The sequence below is a fragment of the Halopseudomonas sp. genome, from assembly GCF_036960865.1.
In the GTDB taxonomy this organism is placed as follows: Bacteria; Pseudomonadota; Gammaproteobacteria; order Pseudomonadales; family Pseudomonadaceae; genus Halopseudomonas.
The window spans coordinates 91,266-109,207 of sequence record NZ_JBALWE010000003.1 but is presented as its reverse complement, the minus strand read 5'-3'; the positions used below and the strand labels follow the sequence as shown (position 1 = coordinate 109,207).

The 17,942-nt window shown below is 60.6% G+C and carries 16 protein-coding genes and 1 pseudogene; 7 read left to right on the top strand and 10 right to left on the bottom strand.

Features of this window, described 5'->3' with window-relative positions; translation table 11 throughout:
* Positions 1 to 81 precede the first annotated feature (81 nt).
* Positions 82 to 618 carry a cytochrome b gene (locus tag V7747_RS05105; RefSeq protein WP_335614979.1) on the top strand — a complete coding sequence of 179 codons (537 nt, stop codon included), beginning with the start codon at positions 82 to 84 and terminating at the stop codon, positions 616 to 618.
* A gap of 15 nt (positions 619 to 633) precedes the next feature.
* Here the strand turns inward: V7747_RS05105 and V7747_RS05100 are convergent, their stop codons facing one another.
* The 5 genes from V7747_RS05100 to V7747_RS05080 all read right to left on the bottom strand — a co-directional run bounded on the left by V7747_RS05100 (position 634) and on the right by V7747_RS05080 (position 7,135).
* Positions 634 to 1,941 (bottom strand): diguanylate cyclase domain-containing protein, encoded by a 1,308-nt coding sequence (locus V7747_RS05100; protein WP_335614978.1) that lies wholly within the window; start codon positions 1,939 to 1,941, stop codon positions 634 to 636.
* A gap of 314 nt (positions 1,942 to 2,255) precedes the next feature.
* The gene (locus tag V7747_RS05095; RefSeq protein WP_335614977.1) at positions 2,256 to 3,005 is read right to left on the bottom strand and encodes a phosphatase PAP2 family protein; all 750 of its coding nucleotides are present in this window, start codon (positions 3,003 to 3,005) and stop codon (positions 2,256 to 2,258) included.
* Positions 3,006 to 3,099: 94 nt separating this feature from the next.
* Entirely contained in the window at positions 3,100 to 4,965 is a 1,866-nt protein-coding gene (locus V7747_RS05090) for a diguanylate cyclase (protein WP_335614976.1), read from the bottom strand.
* Positions 4,966 to 5,084: 119 nt separating this feature from the next.
* On the bottom strand, positions 5,085 to 5,912 hold the full coding sequence (locus V7747_RS05085; RefSeq protein ID WP_335614975.1) for a hypothetical protein: 828 nt from the start codon (positions 5,910 to 5,912) through the stop codon (positions 5,085 to 5,087).
* Between the two features lie 539 nt (positions 5,913 to 6,451).
* Complete coding sequence (locus V7747_RS05080; protein WP_335614974.1) at positions 6,452 to 7,135, bottom strand: hypothetical protein; 684 nt, start codon at positions 7,133 to 7,135, stop codon at positions 6,452 to 6,454.
* 173 nt (positions 7,136 to 7,308) lie between these two features.
* On the opposite strand from V7747_RS05080, the gene V7747_RS05075 reads away from it, so the two are divergent.
* Both V7747_RS05075 and V7747_RS05070 read left to right on the top strand, forming a co-directional pair.
* On the top strand, positions 7,309 to 7,845 hold the full coding sequence (locus V7747_RS05075) for a DUF3087 family protein (RefSeq protein WP_335614973.1): 537 nt from the start codon (positions 7,309 to 7,311) through the stop codon (positions 7,843 to 7,845).
* Between the two features lie 103 nt (positions 7,846 to 7,948).
* Complete coding sequence (locus V7747_RS05070; protein WP_335614972.1) at positions 7,949 to 8,185, top strand: hypothetical protein; 237 nt, start codon at positions 7,949 to 7,951, stop codon at positions 8,183 to 8,185.
* 41 nt (positions 8,186 to 8,226) lie between these two features.
* Here the strand turns inward: V7747_RS05070 and V7747_RS05065 are convergent, their stop codons facing one another.
* Together V7747_RS05065 and V7747_RS05060 are read right to left on the bottom strand one after the other, a co-directional pair.
* Positions 8,227 to 8,541, bottom strand: a complete 315-nt coding sequence (locus V7747_RS05065; RefSeq protein WP_335614971.1) for an antibiotic biosynthesis monooxygenase family protein — start codon at positions 8,539 to 8,541, stop codon at positions 8,227 to 8,229.
* Positions 8,542 to 8,783: 242 nt separating this feature from the next.
* Entirely contained in the window at positions 8,784 to 10,961 is a 2,178-nt protein-coding gene (locus tag V7747_RS05060; protein WP_335614970.1) for a malate synthase G, read from the bottom strand.
* A gap of 183 nt (positions 10,962 to 11,144) precedes the next feature.
* Here V7747_RS05060 and V7747_RS05055 point away from each other — a divergent pair, with 183 nt between their 5' ends.
* Positions 11,145 to 12,077 (top strand): alpha/beta hydrolase, encoded by a 933-nt coding sequence (locus tag V7747_RS05055; RefSeq protein ID WP_335614969.1) that lies wholly within the window; start codon positions 11,145 to 11,147, stop codon positions 12,075 to 12,077.
* A gap of 55 nt (positions 12,078 to 12,132) precedes the next feature.
* On the opposite strand, the gene V7747_RS05050 is transcribed toward V7747_RS05055, so the two are convergent.
* Entirely contained in the window at positions 12,133 to 12,879 is a 747-nt protein-coding gene (locus V7747_RS05050) for a DUF2059 domain-containing protein (RefSeq protein WP_335614968.1), read from the bottom strand.
* A gap of 229 nt (positions 12,880 to 13,108) precedes the next feature.
* Here V7747_RS05050 and V7747_RS05045 point away from each other — a divergent pair, with 229 nt between their 5' ends.
* Together V7747_RS05045 and V7747_RS05040 are read left to right on the top strand one after the other, a co-directional pair.
* Complete coding sequence (locus tag V7747_RS05045; protein WP_335614967.1) at positions 13,109 to 13,744, top strand: 2OG-Fe(II) oxygenase; 636 nt, start codon at positions 13,109 to 13,111, stop codon at positions 13,742 to 13,744.
* A 52-nt stretch (positions 13,745 to 13,796) separates the two neighbouring features.
* Positions 13,797 to 14,276, top strand: coding sequence for a DUF523 domain-containing protein (locus tag V7747_RS05040; protein ID WP_335614966.1), 480 nt, complete (start codon positions 13,797 to 13,799; stop codon positions 14,274 to 14,276).
* A gap of 367 nt (positions 14,277 to 14,643) precedes the next feature.
* On the opposite strand, the pseudogene V7747_RS05035 reads toward V7747_RS05040, so the two are convergent.
* Positions 14,644 to 14,856, bottom strand: a pseudogene (locus V7747_RS05035) (CBS domain-containing protein); the annotation flags it as partial.
* Positions 14,857 to 15,077: 221 nt separating this feature from the next.
* Positions 15,078 to 16,307, bottom strand: coding sequence for a phosphoglycerate dehydrogenase (gene serA / locus V7747_RS05030; RefSeq protein WP_335614965.1), 1,230 nt, complete (start codon positions 16,305 to 16,307; stop codon positions 15,078 to 15,080).
* 176 nt (positions 16,308 to 16,483) lie between these two features.
* Here serA and V7747_RS05025 point away from each other — a divergent pair, with 176 nt between their 5' ends.
* The gene (locus tag V7747_RS05025) at positions 16,484 to 17,875 is read left to right on the top strand and encodes an FAD-binding oxidoreductase (protein WP_335614964.1); all 1,392 of its coding nucleotides are present in this window, start codon (positions 16,484 to 16,486) and stop codon (positions 17,873 to 17,875) included.
* The last annotated feature ends 67 nt before the right edge of the window (positions 17,876 to 17,942 follow it).

Below are 17,942 nucleotides of genomic sequence, written 5' to 3'. Positions count from 1 at the left end.
GTCAGCGCGCAGCTTAAGCTTACGCTAAGCCAGCCGGTGCAAACTCCTCACCACCCAGAGCCGGTAGAGGAAAATTCGACCATGAAATGTGCTTCCCGTTATCACCCTTTGAGCATGAGTCTGCATTGGCTGATGCTGCTGCTGATTGCCGCGGTTTACGCGTGCATCGAGCTTAAGGGTAACTTCCCGCGCGGCAGTGGCCCCCGCGAACTAATGAAACATCTGCATTTTGCCTTGGGCATGCTGGTCTTTGTGCTGGTATGGGTGCGGCTGCTGGGGCGCGCCCTGTTTGCGGCGCCCGCTATCGTGCCAACACCGAACGCCTGGCAGCGGCGGCTAGCTGGAACCCTGCACCTGGCGTTGTATGCCTTGATGATCGGCTTGCCGATTCTGGGTTGGCTGATACTCAGCGCCAGCGGCAAAACACAGATTTTTGCCTGGCTGACCCTGCCTGCATTGGTCGCGCCGGACCGAGTGCTGGCAGGGCAGTTGAAGGATATCCATGAGTGGGCCGGCGCGGCGGGTTATTGGTTGATTGGTTTGCATGCTGCAGCTGGTATCGCCCATCAAGTGCTGCTGCGCGACAATACCTTGAGGCGCATGTTGCCGGCCCGATAAAGGGGTGGGGCGATCTTACTCAGCCAGCACGTAACGGCTGCCGCCCAGTTCCTTGGCTCGGTACATCGCGCGATCTGCCGAACGCAGCAGATGATGGGCATCATCCAGTTGACCCTGGGGGATGGCGATGCCAATGCTGGCGCCGCAGCGCACCTCGCGCGCCTCGATCAGGTAGGGCGCGTCCAGCGCGGCGCAGACCTTCTCTGCGACCTGGCAGGCGTGCTCACTGTGCAGAATGTTTTCCAGCAGAATGACAAATTCGTCGCCACCCATCCGGGCCACCGTGTCTGAGGCGCGCACTACGCCGCTCAGGCGGCCGGCAACCTGCTGCAACAGTTGGTCGCCAACCGCATGTCCCAGGCTGTCGTTGATTTCCTTGAAGCGATTAAGGTCAAGGAACAGCACCGCAAGCTGACTGCTATCGCGCTGCGCGCGCAGGCTGGCCATTGCCAGGCGATCTGCCAGCAAGGTGCGGTTGGGCAGACCGGTGAGTTGATCATGCTGGGAGAGAAACTGCAGTTGAGTTTGCATCTGCACGCGTTGAACGGCGGCGGCTATCTGTGTCGATACGTACTGCAGCAGTGCCCGGTCGTTTTCCGTGAAGGCGCCAAAACCGGGCTTGCGATGCAGCACCAGCGCGCCGAAGGCCGCACCTTGCGTCACTAAAGGCACGCCTAGCCACTGCGCCTGTTCTGCGGAGGTGCCCTGGCTTATGGCACTGTCGCCAGAAGCCTGTTCGGGCAATACCGGTGATGACAGTTCGGTCGGTGGTTTGTCGTTGTCGCTGTGATGGTAACGAAAGCCCATTTCTCCGCTGGCCGGATCGTGCAGTGCCAGGCTGAACAGGCTTACCGGTAACAGCCGGTTAACAAGCTGATGTACCTGACTGCACAGAGTATTCAGGTCGCCGGCCTTGTTGGCTGCCTCCGAGATGGCGTACACCAGCGCTTGTCTGGTTTCGTGCTGCTTGCGCTCGGTGATATCGCGGGCGACGGCGATGCGCAGCTTGTCTTCTTCTGACCAGCGTGCCGACCACATGATATGCACAATGGCACCGTCCTTGCGGACGTACCGGTTTTCAAAATGCGGTATCAACTCGCCGTTGCGTACCCGGTCTGCGGTCTGCAGGGTGATCTCAAGATCGTCGGGGTGCACCAGCTCCATGAATGTCCTGCCGATCAGCTCTTCCGGGGCATAACCGAAGATACGCTCACAGGCCGCACTGAGATAAACGAAGGTGCCAGTTTCATCAACCATACAGACCGCATCCAGTACCAGGTCCAGGGCATTGGCCGGTATTGGTTTCGGATAGGCGCTATTCATAACGTGCGGACCGGATTACCAAGAGTCTCATTGCAGCAAAAAACCTGTGTTCGTTATAGCAGCAGGGAGCCATGATGGCATTTTAGTTGTAATCCATTGGCGCGTCCCGTTTTTGTTGGCGCAGCGCGGAGCTGCCGCGCCAAGGCCCAGGGTAAACATGGGAATACTCAGTGTGGTGTGAGAGTACTTCTGGTAGAGGCGCTCGGTAGCTCCTGCGCTGAACACACTAGCTACTGTGCGCTTGGGCTTTTCCTTCGGTGTGTTGTCTCATGGAGATTTTATTCACTTGCAGGGAAAGTACATCGGCATCGCGCTCAGGGTGCCTGTGTGCGAGCCGGTGCCACTGGCCAGATGCTCCCTGCGGTCAGACGGATCAGAATTGGCAGGACAATACCCAGGCAGGCGGCCACCAGAACGTCGGTGGGCCAGTGTACGCCCAGCACCAGGCGGGAGGTGGCGACCAAGCCGATCCATAGGCTTGCCAGGCTTAGCGCGTAACGGCGGCGCGCCGGCCAGAGCTGGGCGGCGCACAGGGCCAGCGCGGTAGCGCAGGCCGCCGTGCCCATGGTATGACCACTGGGGAAGCTGTACCCCCAGTACCAGTCGGTAGCCCATAGCGCCGGGCGTTCGCGTGCCACCGCCAGTTTGAGGATGTAGACCAGCAGCGCGGCGCTGATCATTGAGAGCGGCAGCAGCAGGGCTTCCCGGTACTGACGAGCCAGCAGCAGTGCGGCAGTGAGCAGGGCGCCAAGCGGGGTGAGAAAACGGGATGATCCGGTCAGTGTTATCCATCCGAAACCGCTGACGGTAGCCGGCGAGGCGTGCTGATGAATGAACTCCAGCAGGGCGATATCCAGCTCACTGGTATGCCCGCCCAGTACCGCTTTGCTCACTCTGATAGCCACCACCGCGAGCGTCAGCACCAGAAGGACTGTGGCACGCCGCTGCTGTAGCGAGCGGTGCCAGTGTGGTCGGCGGCGGCGCGCATAGCTGAGCAGGCTGAGATACAGCACCGCGATACTCAGCAGTATCAGGCCAAGGTCGGTCAGGGTGTCAATCAGCATGCGGTGTCCGTGTTCTGGAATGGGTAAGGTGGCTCTGGCATGGGGGCGCGGTCCAACGAGTGCAGAGTGGACTCCTGTCTGTGCACGCTGGCTTTCAGGCGGTTGGCTTCTCGGCGTACATGGCCTTGTCTGCCTGATTCAGCAACTGATTGGCGCTGGCGGCCTCTTCAGGGTAGAAGGCGGCGCCGATACTGACGCCGACCTGCACCGTTTCGCCGTTGCTGAGCCGGATCGGGGCGCAGACGGCCTGATAGATCTTGCGTCGCAGCGTATTGATGTCCTGCGCGTTGTGTTGTGACTCGAGCACCAGCACAAACTCATCCCCGCCCATGCGCGCAACCACATCGCTGCTGCGCACCACTGCGCGCAATCGGTTGGCTATTTCGACCAGCACTTCGTCGCCGGCGGCGTGGCCAAACTGATCGTTGACGCTTTTGAACTTATCGAGGTCCGCCACCATCAGCGCGAAGCTGTTCTGTTGGCGGTCCGCCCGCGCTTGGGCCTCAATCAGGCGATCGTTCAGCAGGGAGCGATTGGCCAGCCCGGTGAGCGGGTCGTGCTTGGCCTGCTGCTGCAGCAATTGCTGGCTCTGCAACAGTTGCCGGTTGGTCTGTTCCAGCTCCAGAGTTCGGTCTACTACCCGCGCCTCCAGCAGACGCTCGCTCTCGCGCACATTCTCCAGCATCTGCTGGCGAATCTGCAGCGCCTGCGCCTGGGCATGGTCGCGCGCGCGCTGGATGTCGTTGATACGGTCGGCGAGCGCCAGCGATAGCAGCAGCATTTCCACACCAGAGCCTATGGCCAGTGCATTGGCAGTGAGTGGGTTGGAAGGCAGTAACCCCAGGTTGTGCAAGGAAATAATGGTGACGCCGGAAAGAAAGGACACCCAGGCAAGAACGAAGAAGCGCGCGCCCGGTTCCCGGAAATACAGGCTGACTGCACCGAGGAAGAAGGCGCTGGCGGCAAACAGCAGCGACAGCAGATTCACTGCAATGGCGCCTAGGTGGTAGGACCAGAACAGGGTGCACAGAAAGGTCAGCGCGTAGGCGCCGCTGATGCCCGGCATCAGCCACTGCAGCCGCAAGCGACGCGGTGTGTCGGCGAGAAAGTGTTGCACGAACAGTGCACCAAAGAACCCAGCGAGTGAAACGGAGGCGGTGGGCGTGAGGTCGGTCAAAAAGGCGTTATGTGGCCAGATGAACTGGCCTACCAACCCTGACAAGCCTGCCTGACCGAGTGCCAGGCAGCTTATGAATGCAACATAAACGATGTACAGAGGATCGCGCAGCGACAGGTAGAGAAACAGGTTGTAGATCAGCAACGCTACCAGCATACCGTAGTAGACACTGAGCATGGAGTAGCTGACCTGGTCGCGCTGCCAGAGCGCTTCAGGCTGCCAAAGGACGACCGGCGCGGCCAGGGTGCCGGCGGAGCTGACGGCCAGGTAAAGCACATAGTGCGCGTTGGGCGCCAGCTGCAACGCGAAAACGTGGTTGCGGTGTCTGATCGGCTTCTGGTCAAAGGCGATCTGGTCGCCGGAGTGCTGATGCTGGGTTGGCTGGCCCTTGCGCACCAGATACAGGTCGATCTTGTCCAGCGAGGCATGGGCTACCTCCAGCAGCCAGCGCTGCGGTACCTGCGCCGGAGTGTCGAGTTCGACACGTAGCCAGATCTGATCCGTGGTCAGGCCGAAATTGCTGGCGGTTGCGCTGTGGCGGGGAGCAGTGAACGCATCGTTCCGATAAGCGTTCTGCGCCGCGGCGAGGTCGATGGGTTCGCCTGGCTGCCGGTAGGTTGCCAGTTGCGCGGACAGGTCGATGCGATCGACGGGAGTGAGGTCAAAGGCGGTGGCGCTGAGACTCAGCAGAAGCAGCAAGCCACCGGCCAGCCAGCGCCAGCCAACATGGCGGTCTTGCCGGAGGCCGTATAGCCAGATCCTTAGCGTGGTTTTGTTGATCATCCGCAGTCAAGCTTCCAGATTGCCGCGCGGCAGGAAAGTGCGCTTCTACTGAGTTTAACGGAGTGTCGGCGTAGTGGCGAAACAATGTATCCGTCGGCGCGCCGCGCTGACGGCCCGTATCAGAACGTGTAGGTTTCCTGACTGCCGCTGGGTTCAATGGTGGCCGGTATGGCGGGTTTGGGCTGTGCGGGTTGCGGCGGTGTCACTGGCAGCGGCTCGGGCTCTTTGATGGCATATTGCTGCACGGTCTGGCCCCATAGCGTGCTGACTTCGCCGATGAAGCTCTTGAAGCTGGCCGCCTCGGACTGCACCCGCGCGCGGTCGATGGCATCGGCGCTATCCCAGACGGTAGTGCGCTGCTCGTTACGCTCGGTCGCCTCGGCGACGCCATAGATGTAGCCGGTACGCACATCCACCAGCAGGCCGGAGGTGGTAGAGGACACAAAGGCCTGCTTGCTGGGCAGCAGGCCCAATGTAATGGCTGTCAACGGCCCCAGCGCCTTGCCTTCCACGTGGAAAGCGGTGTCCACCGAGTAGAGCAGCAGCATGTCGGCCTTCAGGCGCGCAGCCGACAGGCGCAGGTCCTTGATGCTGTCGAGCTGTGCCGGTAGCAGCAGGCGGCCGACGGGCGCCACGCCGGCAACCATGTCCATTTCGGCCAGTCTGGCAAAGTCGCCTTCGTCTTCCATGTCGCGGGTGGTGACCACGCTGTAGCGGCCGCTGCCATAGCTGTCGTTGGTGCGGGAGCTGTAGCCGGACGACTGTATGCGAGCCACGGCGATGCGGGCGGGAAACTGGGCGGCGGGCTCCACGGCCATCAGCTCGGCAATGTCGCCATCACCCAGTGATGGAATATTCACGCCGCCGGCGGGCGTGGTGTAGGTGGCGCAACCTTGAGTCACGGCAAGGCACAGGGTCAGGATGATAAGAGGTAACGAACGGGGCATACGGGCAATCCTGGTAATGAATACTGGCCTAGGCGCGCGGATGGTTGGCGTGCCTGGCGTGCAGTTGTGTGTAAGGTGCGTGCAGGCAACGGGAAGCGGAGCCTGGATTCGCGCATCAGACAGCGGTTGCCTGTGCCGCGAGTTCGCGTAGGCGAATCTTATCCTGTTGCTCAGCGCGCTACAAAGGAAGAGTAGGCTGGGCGTCGGTAAACAACGGTCCGAGGACCCGTTTGCACGCAGCGTCGACAGCATCGCGGCCAGCGATTGACCGTTAACCGGATGGGCCTGGCTCGTCGGTGCTGCTCCTGCTGTGGTGCAGTTGTGGGTGATCGCGCGCCTATACCGCGATGCTGTGCCGGCGCGGTAGCAGGGAATATAGTTTTCTGACGGCGCCTACCTGTGCTGCCGATACCACGCCGGTAACGCTGAGCATTGGCCAGATCACCGTGGCAGACGGTACCGCGATGCCAATCAGCAGCAGGGGTGGCCCGGCAGAGTAGTGATTCATCGCAGGGGGCTTGAGCCCCCCATGCAAAGCCTTAACGCAGTGGTTTGCTCGCCAGCTCGAAGGAGTTGATGAAGTCTTCGATCCGCTCTTCCGCGCCGGGGGTGGCACCAGGCTGATTTGGTTGCGGCCGATTGATCCAGATAAAGGCGGCGTTGTCGCCGCGTTCCAAGTAGTAGTAGCTGTGCCAGATATCCACGGCATCGGCGCTCATGCCCAACGCGCTGCGCTCTGGAATGTACTGTCCGAAGGTGGCGCTCGTGGCGCTGACTCCGCTGATCTGGTGATCCTGCAGGGTAATGGGTTCCAAGCTGGTGCCGTAGCGCTCTTCGAACAGCTGAAAGTACTGCGCTGTGGCCTGGCGGTAGAGTTCGCCTTCCGCGGGCAGATTGCCCTTGAACAGGTGCACCCGGTAGACCTCAACTGGCGCCGCCGATGAGGTGAACAGCACCTGGCTTTCATTGATGTCAAAGGACTCTGCAATGTGCATGTTGGCGTAGGCTTCGCTGCCAGGGCGAAACGGAGTCTCCACCTGGAAGCTTTTATCGGCGGCGCGGTAGTGGCCGTTTTCCAGTTCGCCGCTGAGCAGGCTGTTAGCGATACCGGTCGGACTCTCTTGTTCTGTGCTTTGCTGGCCGGCGCAGGCGCTGAGCAACAGGGCGATCAGGGCTGGGGTGAGCAGGCGGGGTAGCAGATTGCAGGTCGAAGATGCAGACATGTATTTACCGTTGTTGGTGGATCAGGACGGGCGCGTGGATGTGGCAAAGCGCTCCCGGTTGCAGTATAGCCTGAGTGTCACTCGCGCCACTGCGCGCTGGAGTCTGCCTTTGTGCGCTGAGACTGAGTACACTGCGGCGCAGCAGCGGTAAGGTAAACAGAGGTAAGCAAGACATGGCAATACTATTCGAGATTGAACAACGCGACCCGGTGGTCTACCGGCAGCGCACGCGCAAGAGCACGGTCTTGGTGCTGGCGCTGTTTGCGGTGCTGGCGATGCTGATTTCCAGTGTGCTGGTGGCCCTGCTGGGTCAACCGGATGTCAGTAATTTTCGCTGGAACCTGACCGGCGTGCTGTTGGGGTTGGCGCTGACGGTCGTGATCGTTCGCTTTGGTCTGTGGGAGCGCGAGGTAATGGAGCCCGCAGTCTACGGCTGGCGGCTCAAGCGCAGCCTTATGCGGGTGACCAACATCATGCATCAGGTCAAGGCCGGCGTTGACAGCGGCAACGCCGACGCCATGCAGTTGCTGCGCTTCTACCATCTTGGTCTGCTGGAAATGCACCGTCTGGATGGCAACAGCAGCGCGCTGGAAGATCTGGTGGCAGAGCGTGAGCAACTGCGTCAGGCCCTGCAGCAACAGGGGCAGGAGACGGAGTGCTATCAGCTGCGCAGCGAATGGCTGGCTGCGGTCAAGGCAATCAAGGTCTAGGGAGTGCCCAATAGGCGCATGTCTCGATCTGGCAGCGATGGGTCGTCGTGACGGTGCTCGCTGTTGAACGCATGCCCAATCTCTGTGTCCATGCAGCATGAACATGGAAACTCTGATCGACCTTTTGCAGTGGCCAGCCATGCTGACCACCCTGATCGCGGCCTGGCTGGTGGGCTCGCAGACCCGGCGCAAGCGTAACTGGGGCTTTTGCTGTTTTATCCTCAGTAACGTGCTGTGGGTTATCTGGGGCTGGCATGCGGCGGCCTATGCGTTGATTGCCCTGCAGTTGGGGCTATTCATGCTCAACCTGCGCGGTCATCGCAAGAATGAAGCTCCCTAAGGTGACAGTTGATGCTCTGCACAGGCGCCTGCGCCGACGTTTCAGCTGTGGTTTGGCATCACCACCCACTCGGGCTCCTCGAACTCACCAAGCAGACGAATATCACAGTAGCGCGCGGCGCTTTTGATGATCTCTGCGATCTCGGGGTTGGGCTGCCCTTCCATGGCGTCGCGGTTGGCTTTGCTGTCCCAGTGAGCAATGGCAATCAGGGTGCGCGGGTCGCCGATCTTGCGGTGCAGTTCCGTACCCAGCGCACCGGGCGCCTGCTGGATCAGTTTGCTGGCGCGTACCCACGCGTCTGCGTAGTCCTCGGCGCGATAGCCCTCCTTGATTTGTACCTCAAAGATATATTTCATTCCGGTCTCCCTCTTGTTTGTGCGTTCCGGCAAGGCCGATGACGGTTTTGCTACTATCGGGCGCCCCCTGCACGGGGGTGATCAGAACGCTTGGCTTCATAGCGGTTGACAGCACTCCGCCTGATCCATTCCGCGCTGTGTCAGTCGGATGCTGGATACGCAATGCCAGCCCTGACTACTGCATGCCGGCCAGGCAATAAAAAACCCGGCACCAGGCCGGGTTCCTGTTACAACTGCGCGGCTTAGAGGCCGAACTTGGCCTTGAACTCGCGGCGACGGCGGTGCAGAACCGGTTCGGTGTAACCGTTGGGCTGCTTGCTGCCTTCAACGCACAGCTCCACCGCGGCCTGGAAGGCAACGCTGTCGTCAAAGTTGGGCGCCATGGGCTTGTAGGCCGGATCGTTCTCGTTCTGGCGATCCACGACGGCGGCCATGCGCTTCATGGTTTCCATTACCTGCTCTTCGCTGCAGATGCCGTGACGCAGCCAGTTGGCAATGTGCTGGCTGGAGATACGCAGGGTTGCGCGGTCTTCCATCAGGCCCACGTCATTGATGTCCGGTACCTTGGAGCAGCCCACACCGTGGTCGATCCAGCGTACAACGTAGCCGAGGATGCCCTGGGCGTTGTTGTCCAGTTCCTGCTGGATGTCTTCCTTGGACCAGTCGGTGCTGGCAGCCAGCGGAATGGTCAGGATGTCGTCAACTGACGCCGGAGTACGCTTGGCCAGCTCGTCCTGACGGTCTGCCACGTTGACCTTGTGGTAATGCAGGGCGTGCAGCGTCGCCGCTGTGGGAGAGGGTACCCAGGCGGTGTTGGCGCCAGCCATGGGGTGACCGATCTTCTGCTCCAGCATCGCGGCCATCAGGTCGGGCATGGCCCACATGCCTTTACCGATTTGCGCGCGGCCTTTGAGGCCGGTCGCCAGACCGATATCGACGTTGTTGTTCTCGTAGGCACCGATCCAGACGGCGCCCTTGATTTCACCCTTGCGAATGAACGCGCCGGCTTCCATGGAGGTATGGATTTCGTCGCCGGTACGGTCAAGGAAGCCGGTATTGATGAACACCACGCGCCCGCTGGCCGCCTTGATGCAGGCTTTCAGGTTGACGGTAGTGCGACGTTCTTCGTCCATGATGCCGACTTTCAAGGTGTTGCGCTGCAAGCCGAGCAGGTTTTCGACGCGACCGAAAATTTCGGTAGTGAAGGCGACTTCTTCCGGGCCGTGCATTTTGGGCTTAACGATATAGACCGAGCCGGTACGGGTGTTCTTGCGGCTGGTATTGCCATTCAGGTTGTGCATCGCGATCAGGCTGGTAACCACGCCATCCATGATGCCCTCGGGCACTTCGTTGCCGTCCTTGTCGAGAATCGCATTGTTGGTCATCAGGTGGCCGACGTTGCGCACGAACAGCAGTGAGCGACCGTGCAGGGTCAGGCTGGAGCCGTCGGCCTTGGTGTATTCGCGGTCAGGGTTCATGGTGCGGGTGAAGCTGCTGCCGCCCTTGCTGACGGATTCGGCCAGATCACCTTTCATCAGGCCAAGCCAGTTGCTGTAGACCACGGTTTTATCGTCGGCATCAACGGCGGCGATGGAGTCTTCGCAGTCCATGATGGTGGTCAGTGCCGATTCCATCAGTACGTCTTTCACACCAGCGGAGTCGGTCTGGCCGACATTGCTGGTGGGGTCAATCTGAATCTCGAAGTGCAAGCCGTTGTGCTTGAGCAGTACGCCCGTGGGGGTATCTGCGGCGCCGGTGAAACCGATGAACTGAGCCGGGTCTTTCAGGCCGGTGCTGCTACCGTCTTTCAGGGCAACATGCAGCTGACCGTCCTTGATGGTGTAAGCCGTTGAATCAACGTGGGAACCATTGGCCAGCGGTGCTGCCTGATTGAGGAAGTCACGGGCAAAAGCAATTACCTTGTTGCCGCGGATTTCGTTGTAACCAGGCCCCTTGGTGGCGCCGCCCTCTTCGGAGATGGCGTCGGTGCCATAGAGCGCGTCGTAGAGTGAGCCCCAGCGTGCATTGGCAGCGTTCAGTGCAAAGCGAGCGTTCATGACGGGGACCACCAGTTGCGGACCGGCCATGACGGCGATCTCTTCGTCAACGTTTTCGGTGGTGGCCTGGAAGTCTTCCGGCTCGGGCAACAGATAACCGATTTGCTGCAGGAAGGTTTTGTAGGCAGCCGCGTCATGGGCCTGGCCCTGGCGAGCTTTGTGCCAGGCGTCGATCTGCATCTGGAAGTCGTCACGCTTGGCCAGCAGAGCCTTGTTTTTCGGCGCCAGGTCGTTGATCAGGGCTTCAAAACCGGTCCAGAAGGCATTGACGTCAACGCCGGTGCCCGGAATGGCTTGTTGGTTGATGAAGTCGTGGAGAACCTTGGCAACTTGCAAACTGCCAACTTGGACGCGATCTGTCATTGGGAAACCCTCACTCTGCTGACAACCTGCGCGCTTTGCGCATCAGGACGTGGAATTTGGAGAGGCAGCATGTTACACGATGATCGGTTGCAAATCATGCGCATAACGTGGAATTCTGTGTGGCCTTGCAGGCGCCAGAGCGGTTGCTGCCCGCCGCACACCTCTTTTCTTACTGGACGCTGAATGGACCAGGCCTTTCTAACCTCCTTCGTCGATCAACTGCCGGGCCTTGAGCCAGGACGGGCAGTGGATGCAGCTGCGCGTCGCTATGCCGGCTATTACGGGATCGATTTCAGTGAGCGCGCGGCGCAGCACCTGGGGCGCATCGAGGTCGATGGCTTCAGTGTTGCAGTGCAAATATGGAAGCCACCGGTGGCGCGTGGCACCTTGCTGATTTTGCACGGCTACTATGACCACATGGGGCTGTACCGGCATCTGATCGAATGGGCGCTGCAACAGCAGTTTGCGGTGCTTGCCTTCGATTTGCCGGGGCACGGCCTGTCGAGTGGCGAGCGCGCCAGTATCGACTGTTTCCTGCGTTACCAGAAGGTGCTTGACGGCGTGCTGGAACAGGCCGTGTTGTGGGAGCTGCCCGCACCCTGGCACATGCTGGGTCAGAGTACGGGGGGAGCCATTCTGATCGACCGCTTGCTGCATGGGCCGCTGCCGCAGGAATTGGGTGAAACCATTCTCATGGCGCCGCTCGTGCGCCCGCGCCAATGGGGCTTTTCGCAGATGGGCCTGCGCCTGCTGGGTGGCTTTGTGCAGCAGTTGGGGCGCAAATTCACGGATAACTCCAGCGATCAGGCGTTCCTTGATTTCATTCGCACCCATGATCCGTTGCAGCCACAGGTTTTGCCGGTGGCCTGGGTGCAGGCGCTGGAACAATGGATTCCGCGGATCGAGAGTGCCAGCAGTGTCGCGCACCGCCCGCTGATCATTCAGGGGCAGGATGACGGTACCGTGGACTGGCAGCACAATATCAAGGTGCTGGAAAGCAAGTTCGCTGCGCCCGATATGCTCTACCTGCCCAAAGCGCGGCACCATCTGGCCAATGAGCACCAGAAGCTGCGCAAACAGTATCTGGAGTGGCTCACGCCCCGGCTCGGCGGTTGAAGCATAAAAAAACGGGACGCTAGGCGTCCCGTTTTTATTTGCGCGGCGCCTGAAATCAGGGGTTCAGCGCGTCGTGTGCGGCGGCATTGGCGGCCTTGAAAAAGGCCCGGCCGCTTTCGCTTTCGCTCCAGTCGGCATAGCTCTTCAGCTGGCTGTCGTTCAGGTCGCGGTACACGTAGAGCAGGGTCTGTGGCAGGTTGGGCTCCATCTGCGCGCGCAATGCGCCGCGCTGCTGGGTGGCCAGCCCGTCGGGTATCTGAAACAGGCCGCCAAGCATCTGGTTGGCGCTCTGGGTGGCCATGCTGGCTAGCGCCATGGAGACTTCTTCGCCCAAATCCAGCGCCGGCAACTGGCTGGCCAGTCGATCGATCAAAGCTTTGCGCTCAGCGCTCACCTTCATCAGCGGCACGCCATTCTGCATCGAGCTGACTTCGGCTGGCGAGGTGGCGCGGGTTTCGGCGGCCACCACCTGCTGTCCGAGCTCACTGCGATAGAATTTCAGCACCTGGTCAAGCTCGCTGTCGCTGAGGTTGACCTGCAGGGTGGCGGCGGCGCGCGCATGCATACGATCCGGTTCGAAGCGCTCGCTGGTCTGGCGCATCAGGTTGTCGGCGACGGCGGCGGGCAGCTGGGCGGCGTAGCGCTGCTGAGCCTTTTTCAGCGCCTGCTGAAAATGCGCCTGATGGGTTTGCATGCCGGACACCAGATAGAGCTCGTTGGTGTCGGCCAGGGCTGGCAGGCTGAGTGCCAACAAGCCGCTCATCAGAGTAGTACGAACGGCGGAAAACAGGGTGTGACGCATAGAAGCCTCTTGTGGTGACGAACGGGTCGGTACCCGCGCGGAAAAATCTTGCCAGAGTATCGCGATGGCATACAATGCCCGCGCCTGTTTTCTCTGGGCTTGCACCGCCTCCCGGTCGTGTGCAATGGATTCCTGGCGGTCGTGTTTGCGGTCAACTTCAGCGTGCATTCGCACTGGCCGTCGAGAACCCGCAGCAGGCCGACTTACCCCCCGTTCGAGTGTCACTGTCATGTGCGAGTTCCCTGTGGTGCCCGTTGGCCGTTATGAGCTGATGGCGGACGAGTTGGCCGCGCGCGGTTGGTCTGTGCAGCCGCAGTTGCTGCCGGCTGCGTTGGTACAGGCGTTGGCGGCTGAATGCCGCAGTCTGTGGCAGCAGGCCGAGTTGACCCCCGCAGCGATCGGGCGGGGTGATGAGCAAGTGGTGGCCCCGCGTATTCGCGGCGACTATACCCGCTGGCTGGATGACTGCCCCGCCAGTGCCTCCAATCGCGCTTACCTGCAGCTGATGGATGAGCTGCGCGAGACGCTGAATCGCTGTCTGTTTCTCGGGCTGGACAGCTATGAAAGCCATTTTGCGTTATACCCGCCAGGTGCCGGTTACCAGAAACACCTTGATCGCTTCCAGGACAGTCCGCTGCGTACCGTCTCGGTGGTTGTCTACCTGAACGAGCATTGGCAGCCGGGTGATGGTGGCGAACTGCGCCTGCATTTGGCCGAAGGGCCGGTGGACGTGGCACCGCTTGGCGGTACTGTGGTGGTGTTCACCAGCGCCGACATCGAACACGAGGTGCTGGCTGCCGGCAAGGAGCGGGCCAGCCTGACTGGCTGGTTCCGGCGTCGTCCGGAGAACCCGTTGCTGCGCTGATATTCTCCACGGCGTACACTGCCCAAGGGTGTTCTCAAGTGTGGGAGGCAGGGTGGAGAAGATACTGGTCAGTCGCTGCTTGCTCGGTCATCCGGTTCGCTACGACGGCGGCGGCTTTGACCCGCAGGCGCAATTGTTGCGCTGGCAGGCAGAGGGCTGGGTGGTGCCGGTCTGTCCGGAGGTTGCTGGCGGCTTGCCCACGCCGCGGCCGCCCGCCGAAATCGCCGGTGGCCAGGGTGCGCTGGTGCTTGATGGCGTGCTCTCGGTACTGACTGACGACGGCGCTGACGTAACCGAGGCCTTCGTGCGCGGCGCTGAGCACGCGTTGCAACTGGTTGCGCGTCACGGTATCCGCTATGCGCTGCTCAAGGCCCGCAGTCCTTCGTGCGGCAACCATGAAAACTATGATGGCCGCTTCAATGGTACGCGCGTAGCGGGTGAAGGCGTGACTGCGGCAGCACTGCGGCGTATCGGTGTGAAGGTGTTTAACGAAGACGAAATCCCGCTACTGATAGCCGAGCTGAGCGACTGACTTCCGCGCTCGGGCTGCAGGCGTCCGAGCATATCGATGAAATTGCTGACACTGCGCTGTTCTTCAGCCGCGCCGGGTGCTTGTGCCTGGCGCAATGCCGGCAGGCTGGGCCGGCGCCGGGTCTCTTCCACCTGGGTCACCGCGGTCTTGATCGCGCGCTCCAGCATGCCGCGGCGAATCGGTTTTGGTAGATAGCGGAATACCTGCGCCTGATTGATCAGCTTCAACAGCAACTGAGTGCCCTGGAAGGGCGTCACCACGATGCGCAGCAGCGGCGGGTGTGCCTGGGCGAGCGACATCAACAACGGCAGCAGCTCGACGACCAAGAGTCGGGGTTGGCGGCTTCGGTCACCGAGCGTTTACCCTAGAGGTCGCGGCCAAAGCGCTGCATGAAAATGTCCTGCAAGCGATAGCGGCTGATCAGTCCCGGCGGCCGCTGTTGCTCGTGTACCACAGGCAGGGATAGAAACGCCTTGTGGCTGGGCTGCAACAGTTGGTCTGCCACGTCGCTGATGGTCATCTTGGGGCTCAGTGATTCGACGGGCTTGAGCAGGGCGGCGAGGGGCTGGATGGCGGACATGGGGCAGGTTCGCTGGCTGGGTTGAAGCGTCATTCAACCAGCGTCAGGTTTCCAGTGGGTTACAGGCGGCTCTGTGTTGCGCCTTGGCCAGGTCGCATTCGAGCTCCTTGGCGCCTTTACATTCTGCGGCTCATGCGCCGACAGCCCATAAAAAAGGGGCGCAACTGACGTTGCGCCCCTTTTGTGCAGCTTGCACCCGATGAGTCGGGCGTCGGGCCGGCTTAGAACAACACCCGTACGCGAATGGTGCCCTTGACCTGCTGGATTTTCTCCAGCGCCAGGTCAGAGTACTCGGCGTCGACATCAACGACCACGTAACCGACCTTCTCGTTGGTCTGCAGGAACTGACCGCAGATGTTGATGCCATTGGCGGCAAACACGCTGTTGATCTCGCTCATGACGCCCGGCACGTTCTCGTGGATGTGCAGCAGGCGGTGTTTGCCCGGGTGCGAAGGCAGTGCCACTTCGGGGAAGTTGACCGAAGTGATGGAGGTGCCGTTGTCGCTGTAGCGCACCAGCTTCTCGGCTACTTCCAGACCGATGTTGGCCTGGGCTTCCATGGTCGAGCCACCGATGTGCGGGGTCAGGATGCAGTTCTGGAATTCGCGCAGCGGGCTGACAAACTCGTCACCGTTGGCGCGTGGTTCAACCGGGAAGACGTCGATCGCAGCACCGTTCAGGTGCTTGTCGCGCAGAGCGCTGGCCAAGGCGTCGATGTCCACCACGGTGCCGCGCGCAGCGTTGATCAGAATGCCGCCTTTCTTGATGGCGCGAATTTCCTTCTCGCCCATCATCCACTTGGTGGCAGCGGTTTCCGGAACGTGCAGGGTGACGATGTCGGCCATGCCCAGCAGCTCGGTCAGCGAGCCAACCTGGGTGGCGTTGCCCAGCGGCAGTTTGGTGACGACGTCGTAGAAGTACACCTTCATGCCCAGGCCTTCGGCCAGTACCGACAGCTGCGTACCGATGGAGCCGTAACCGATGATGCCGAGCTTCTTGCCGCGAATCTCGTAGGAGTCGGTGGCGCTCTTCATCCAGCCGCCTTCGTGGCAGGCCGCGTTCTTCTCGGGAATACCGCGCAGCAGCAGGATGGCTTCGGCCAGTACCAGCTCGGCGACCGAGCGGGTGTTGGAGTAGGGCGCGTTGAACACGGCAACGCCCATTTCCATGGCGGCATCCAGGTCAACCTGGTTGGTGCCGATGCAGAAGCAACCGACTGCAACCAGTTTCTGCGCGTGGCTGAACACTTCGGCGGTGAGCTGGGTGCGCGAGCGCAGGCCAATGAAGTGTGCGTCGGCGACGGCTTCTTTCAGTTGCTCTTCCGGCAGGGAGCCAGTGTGATACTCGATGTTGGTGTAACCCGCTGCCTTCAACGTATCGACGGCAGTCTGGTGTACGCCCTCGAGGAGCAGAAACTTGATTTTGCTTTTGTCCAGCGAGGTTTTGGCCATGGTGTCAGTTACCCGAATGCTGATTAAGATGAGCCGAGCAAAGCCTTCTGCGATTTAGTCCGACAGAAGTGTCCTGTTTCGGAAGCCGCGTATGCTAGCATAATCTGCCTTTTTTGATGCCTGTCGCTGCATGAAATGTACTCAGGCGCTGCATGAATTCTGTTTGAGAGCCCGCCATGACCCCAGAAGCCGTGATCGATACCCTCAAGACCCTGGTTGAACCGGACAAGGTCCGTGTTGACGCCGAGTCGCTCAATACCTGGGGCAAGGACTGGACCAAGCATTTCGAGCCTGCGCCGCTGGCGATCGTGTTCCCGAAGACCGTTGAGCAGGTGCAGGCCATTGTGCGTTTTGCCAATGAGCAAAAGCTGGCACTGGTGCCCTCAGGCGGGCGCACCGGCCTGTCTGCTGCGGCGGTCGCGGCCAATGGCGAAATTGTCGTCTCCTTTGATTACATGAATCAGATCAGCGACTTCAACGCCTTTGATCGTACTGTGGTCTGCCAGCCGGGTGTGGTCACGGCGCAGCTGCAGAGTTTTGCCGAAGAGCAGGGGTTGTATTACCCGGTCGATTTTGCCTCGGCGGGTTCCAGCCAGATTGGCGGCAATATTGGCACCAATGCCGGCGGTATCAAGGTGATTCGCTATGGTATGACGCGCAACTGGGTTGCTGGCCTGAAGGTGGTGACCGGTACCGGTGAGTTGCTGGAGCTGAACAAGGATCTGATCAAGAACGCTACCGGTTATGATCTGCGCCAACTTTTTATCGGCGCCGAAGGTACGCTGGGCTTTGTGGTCGAGGCGACCATGCGCCTGGATCGCGCACCGAAGAACCTGACGGCGATGGTGCTGGGTACGCCGGACTTCGATTCGATCATGCCGGTGCTGCACGCCTTCCAGGACAAGCTGGATCTGACCGCGTTCGAGTTCTTCTCCGACAAGGCGATGGCCAAGATCATGGGCCGCGGCGACGTGCCTGCGCCCTTTGAAACCAATTGTCCCTTCTATGCGCTTCTGGAATTTGAAGCCGTCAGCGAAGATATCGCCAACGACGCGCTGGCTACTTTTGAGCACTGCGTCGAGCAGGGCTGGGTACTGGATGGGGTGATGAGTCAGAGCGAGCAACAGCTGCAGAATCTGTGGAAGCTGCGCGAGTTTATTTCCGAGACCATCTCGCACTGGACGCCCTACAAGAACGATATCTCGGTTACCGTCGGCAAAGTGCCGGCCTTCCTGCACGATATCGACGCTATCGTCGGCGAACACTACCCCGATTTCGAGATTGTCTGGTTTGGCCACATCGGCGATGGCAACCTGCACCTGAATATTCTCAAGCCGGAGAACCTGTCCAAGGACGCGTTTTTCGACAAGTGTGCGACGGTCAACAAGTGGGTGTTCGAGATCGTCGAAAAGTACAACGGTTCGATCTCTGCCGAGCACGGTGTAGGGATGACCAAGCGCGATTATCTGACTTACAGCCGCAGCCCGGCGGAAATCGCGGTGATGAGGTCGATCAAGGCCGTGTTCGATCCCAACGGCATCATGAACCCGGGCAAGATCTTCAACTAAACGCGTCAATTTACTCGCCGTGATCGCTGGCGCCTCGGCAGAAGGACGCCAGCGCTCTCGCGATAGC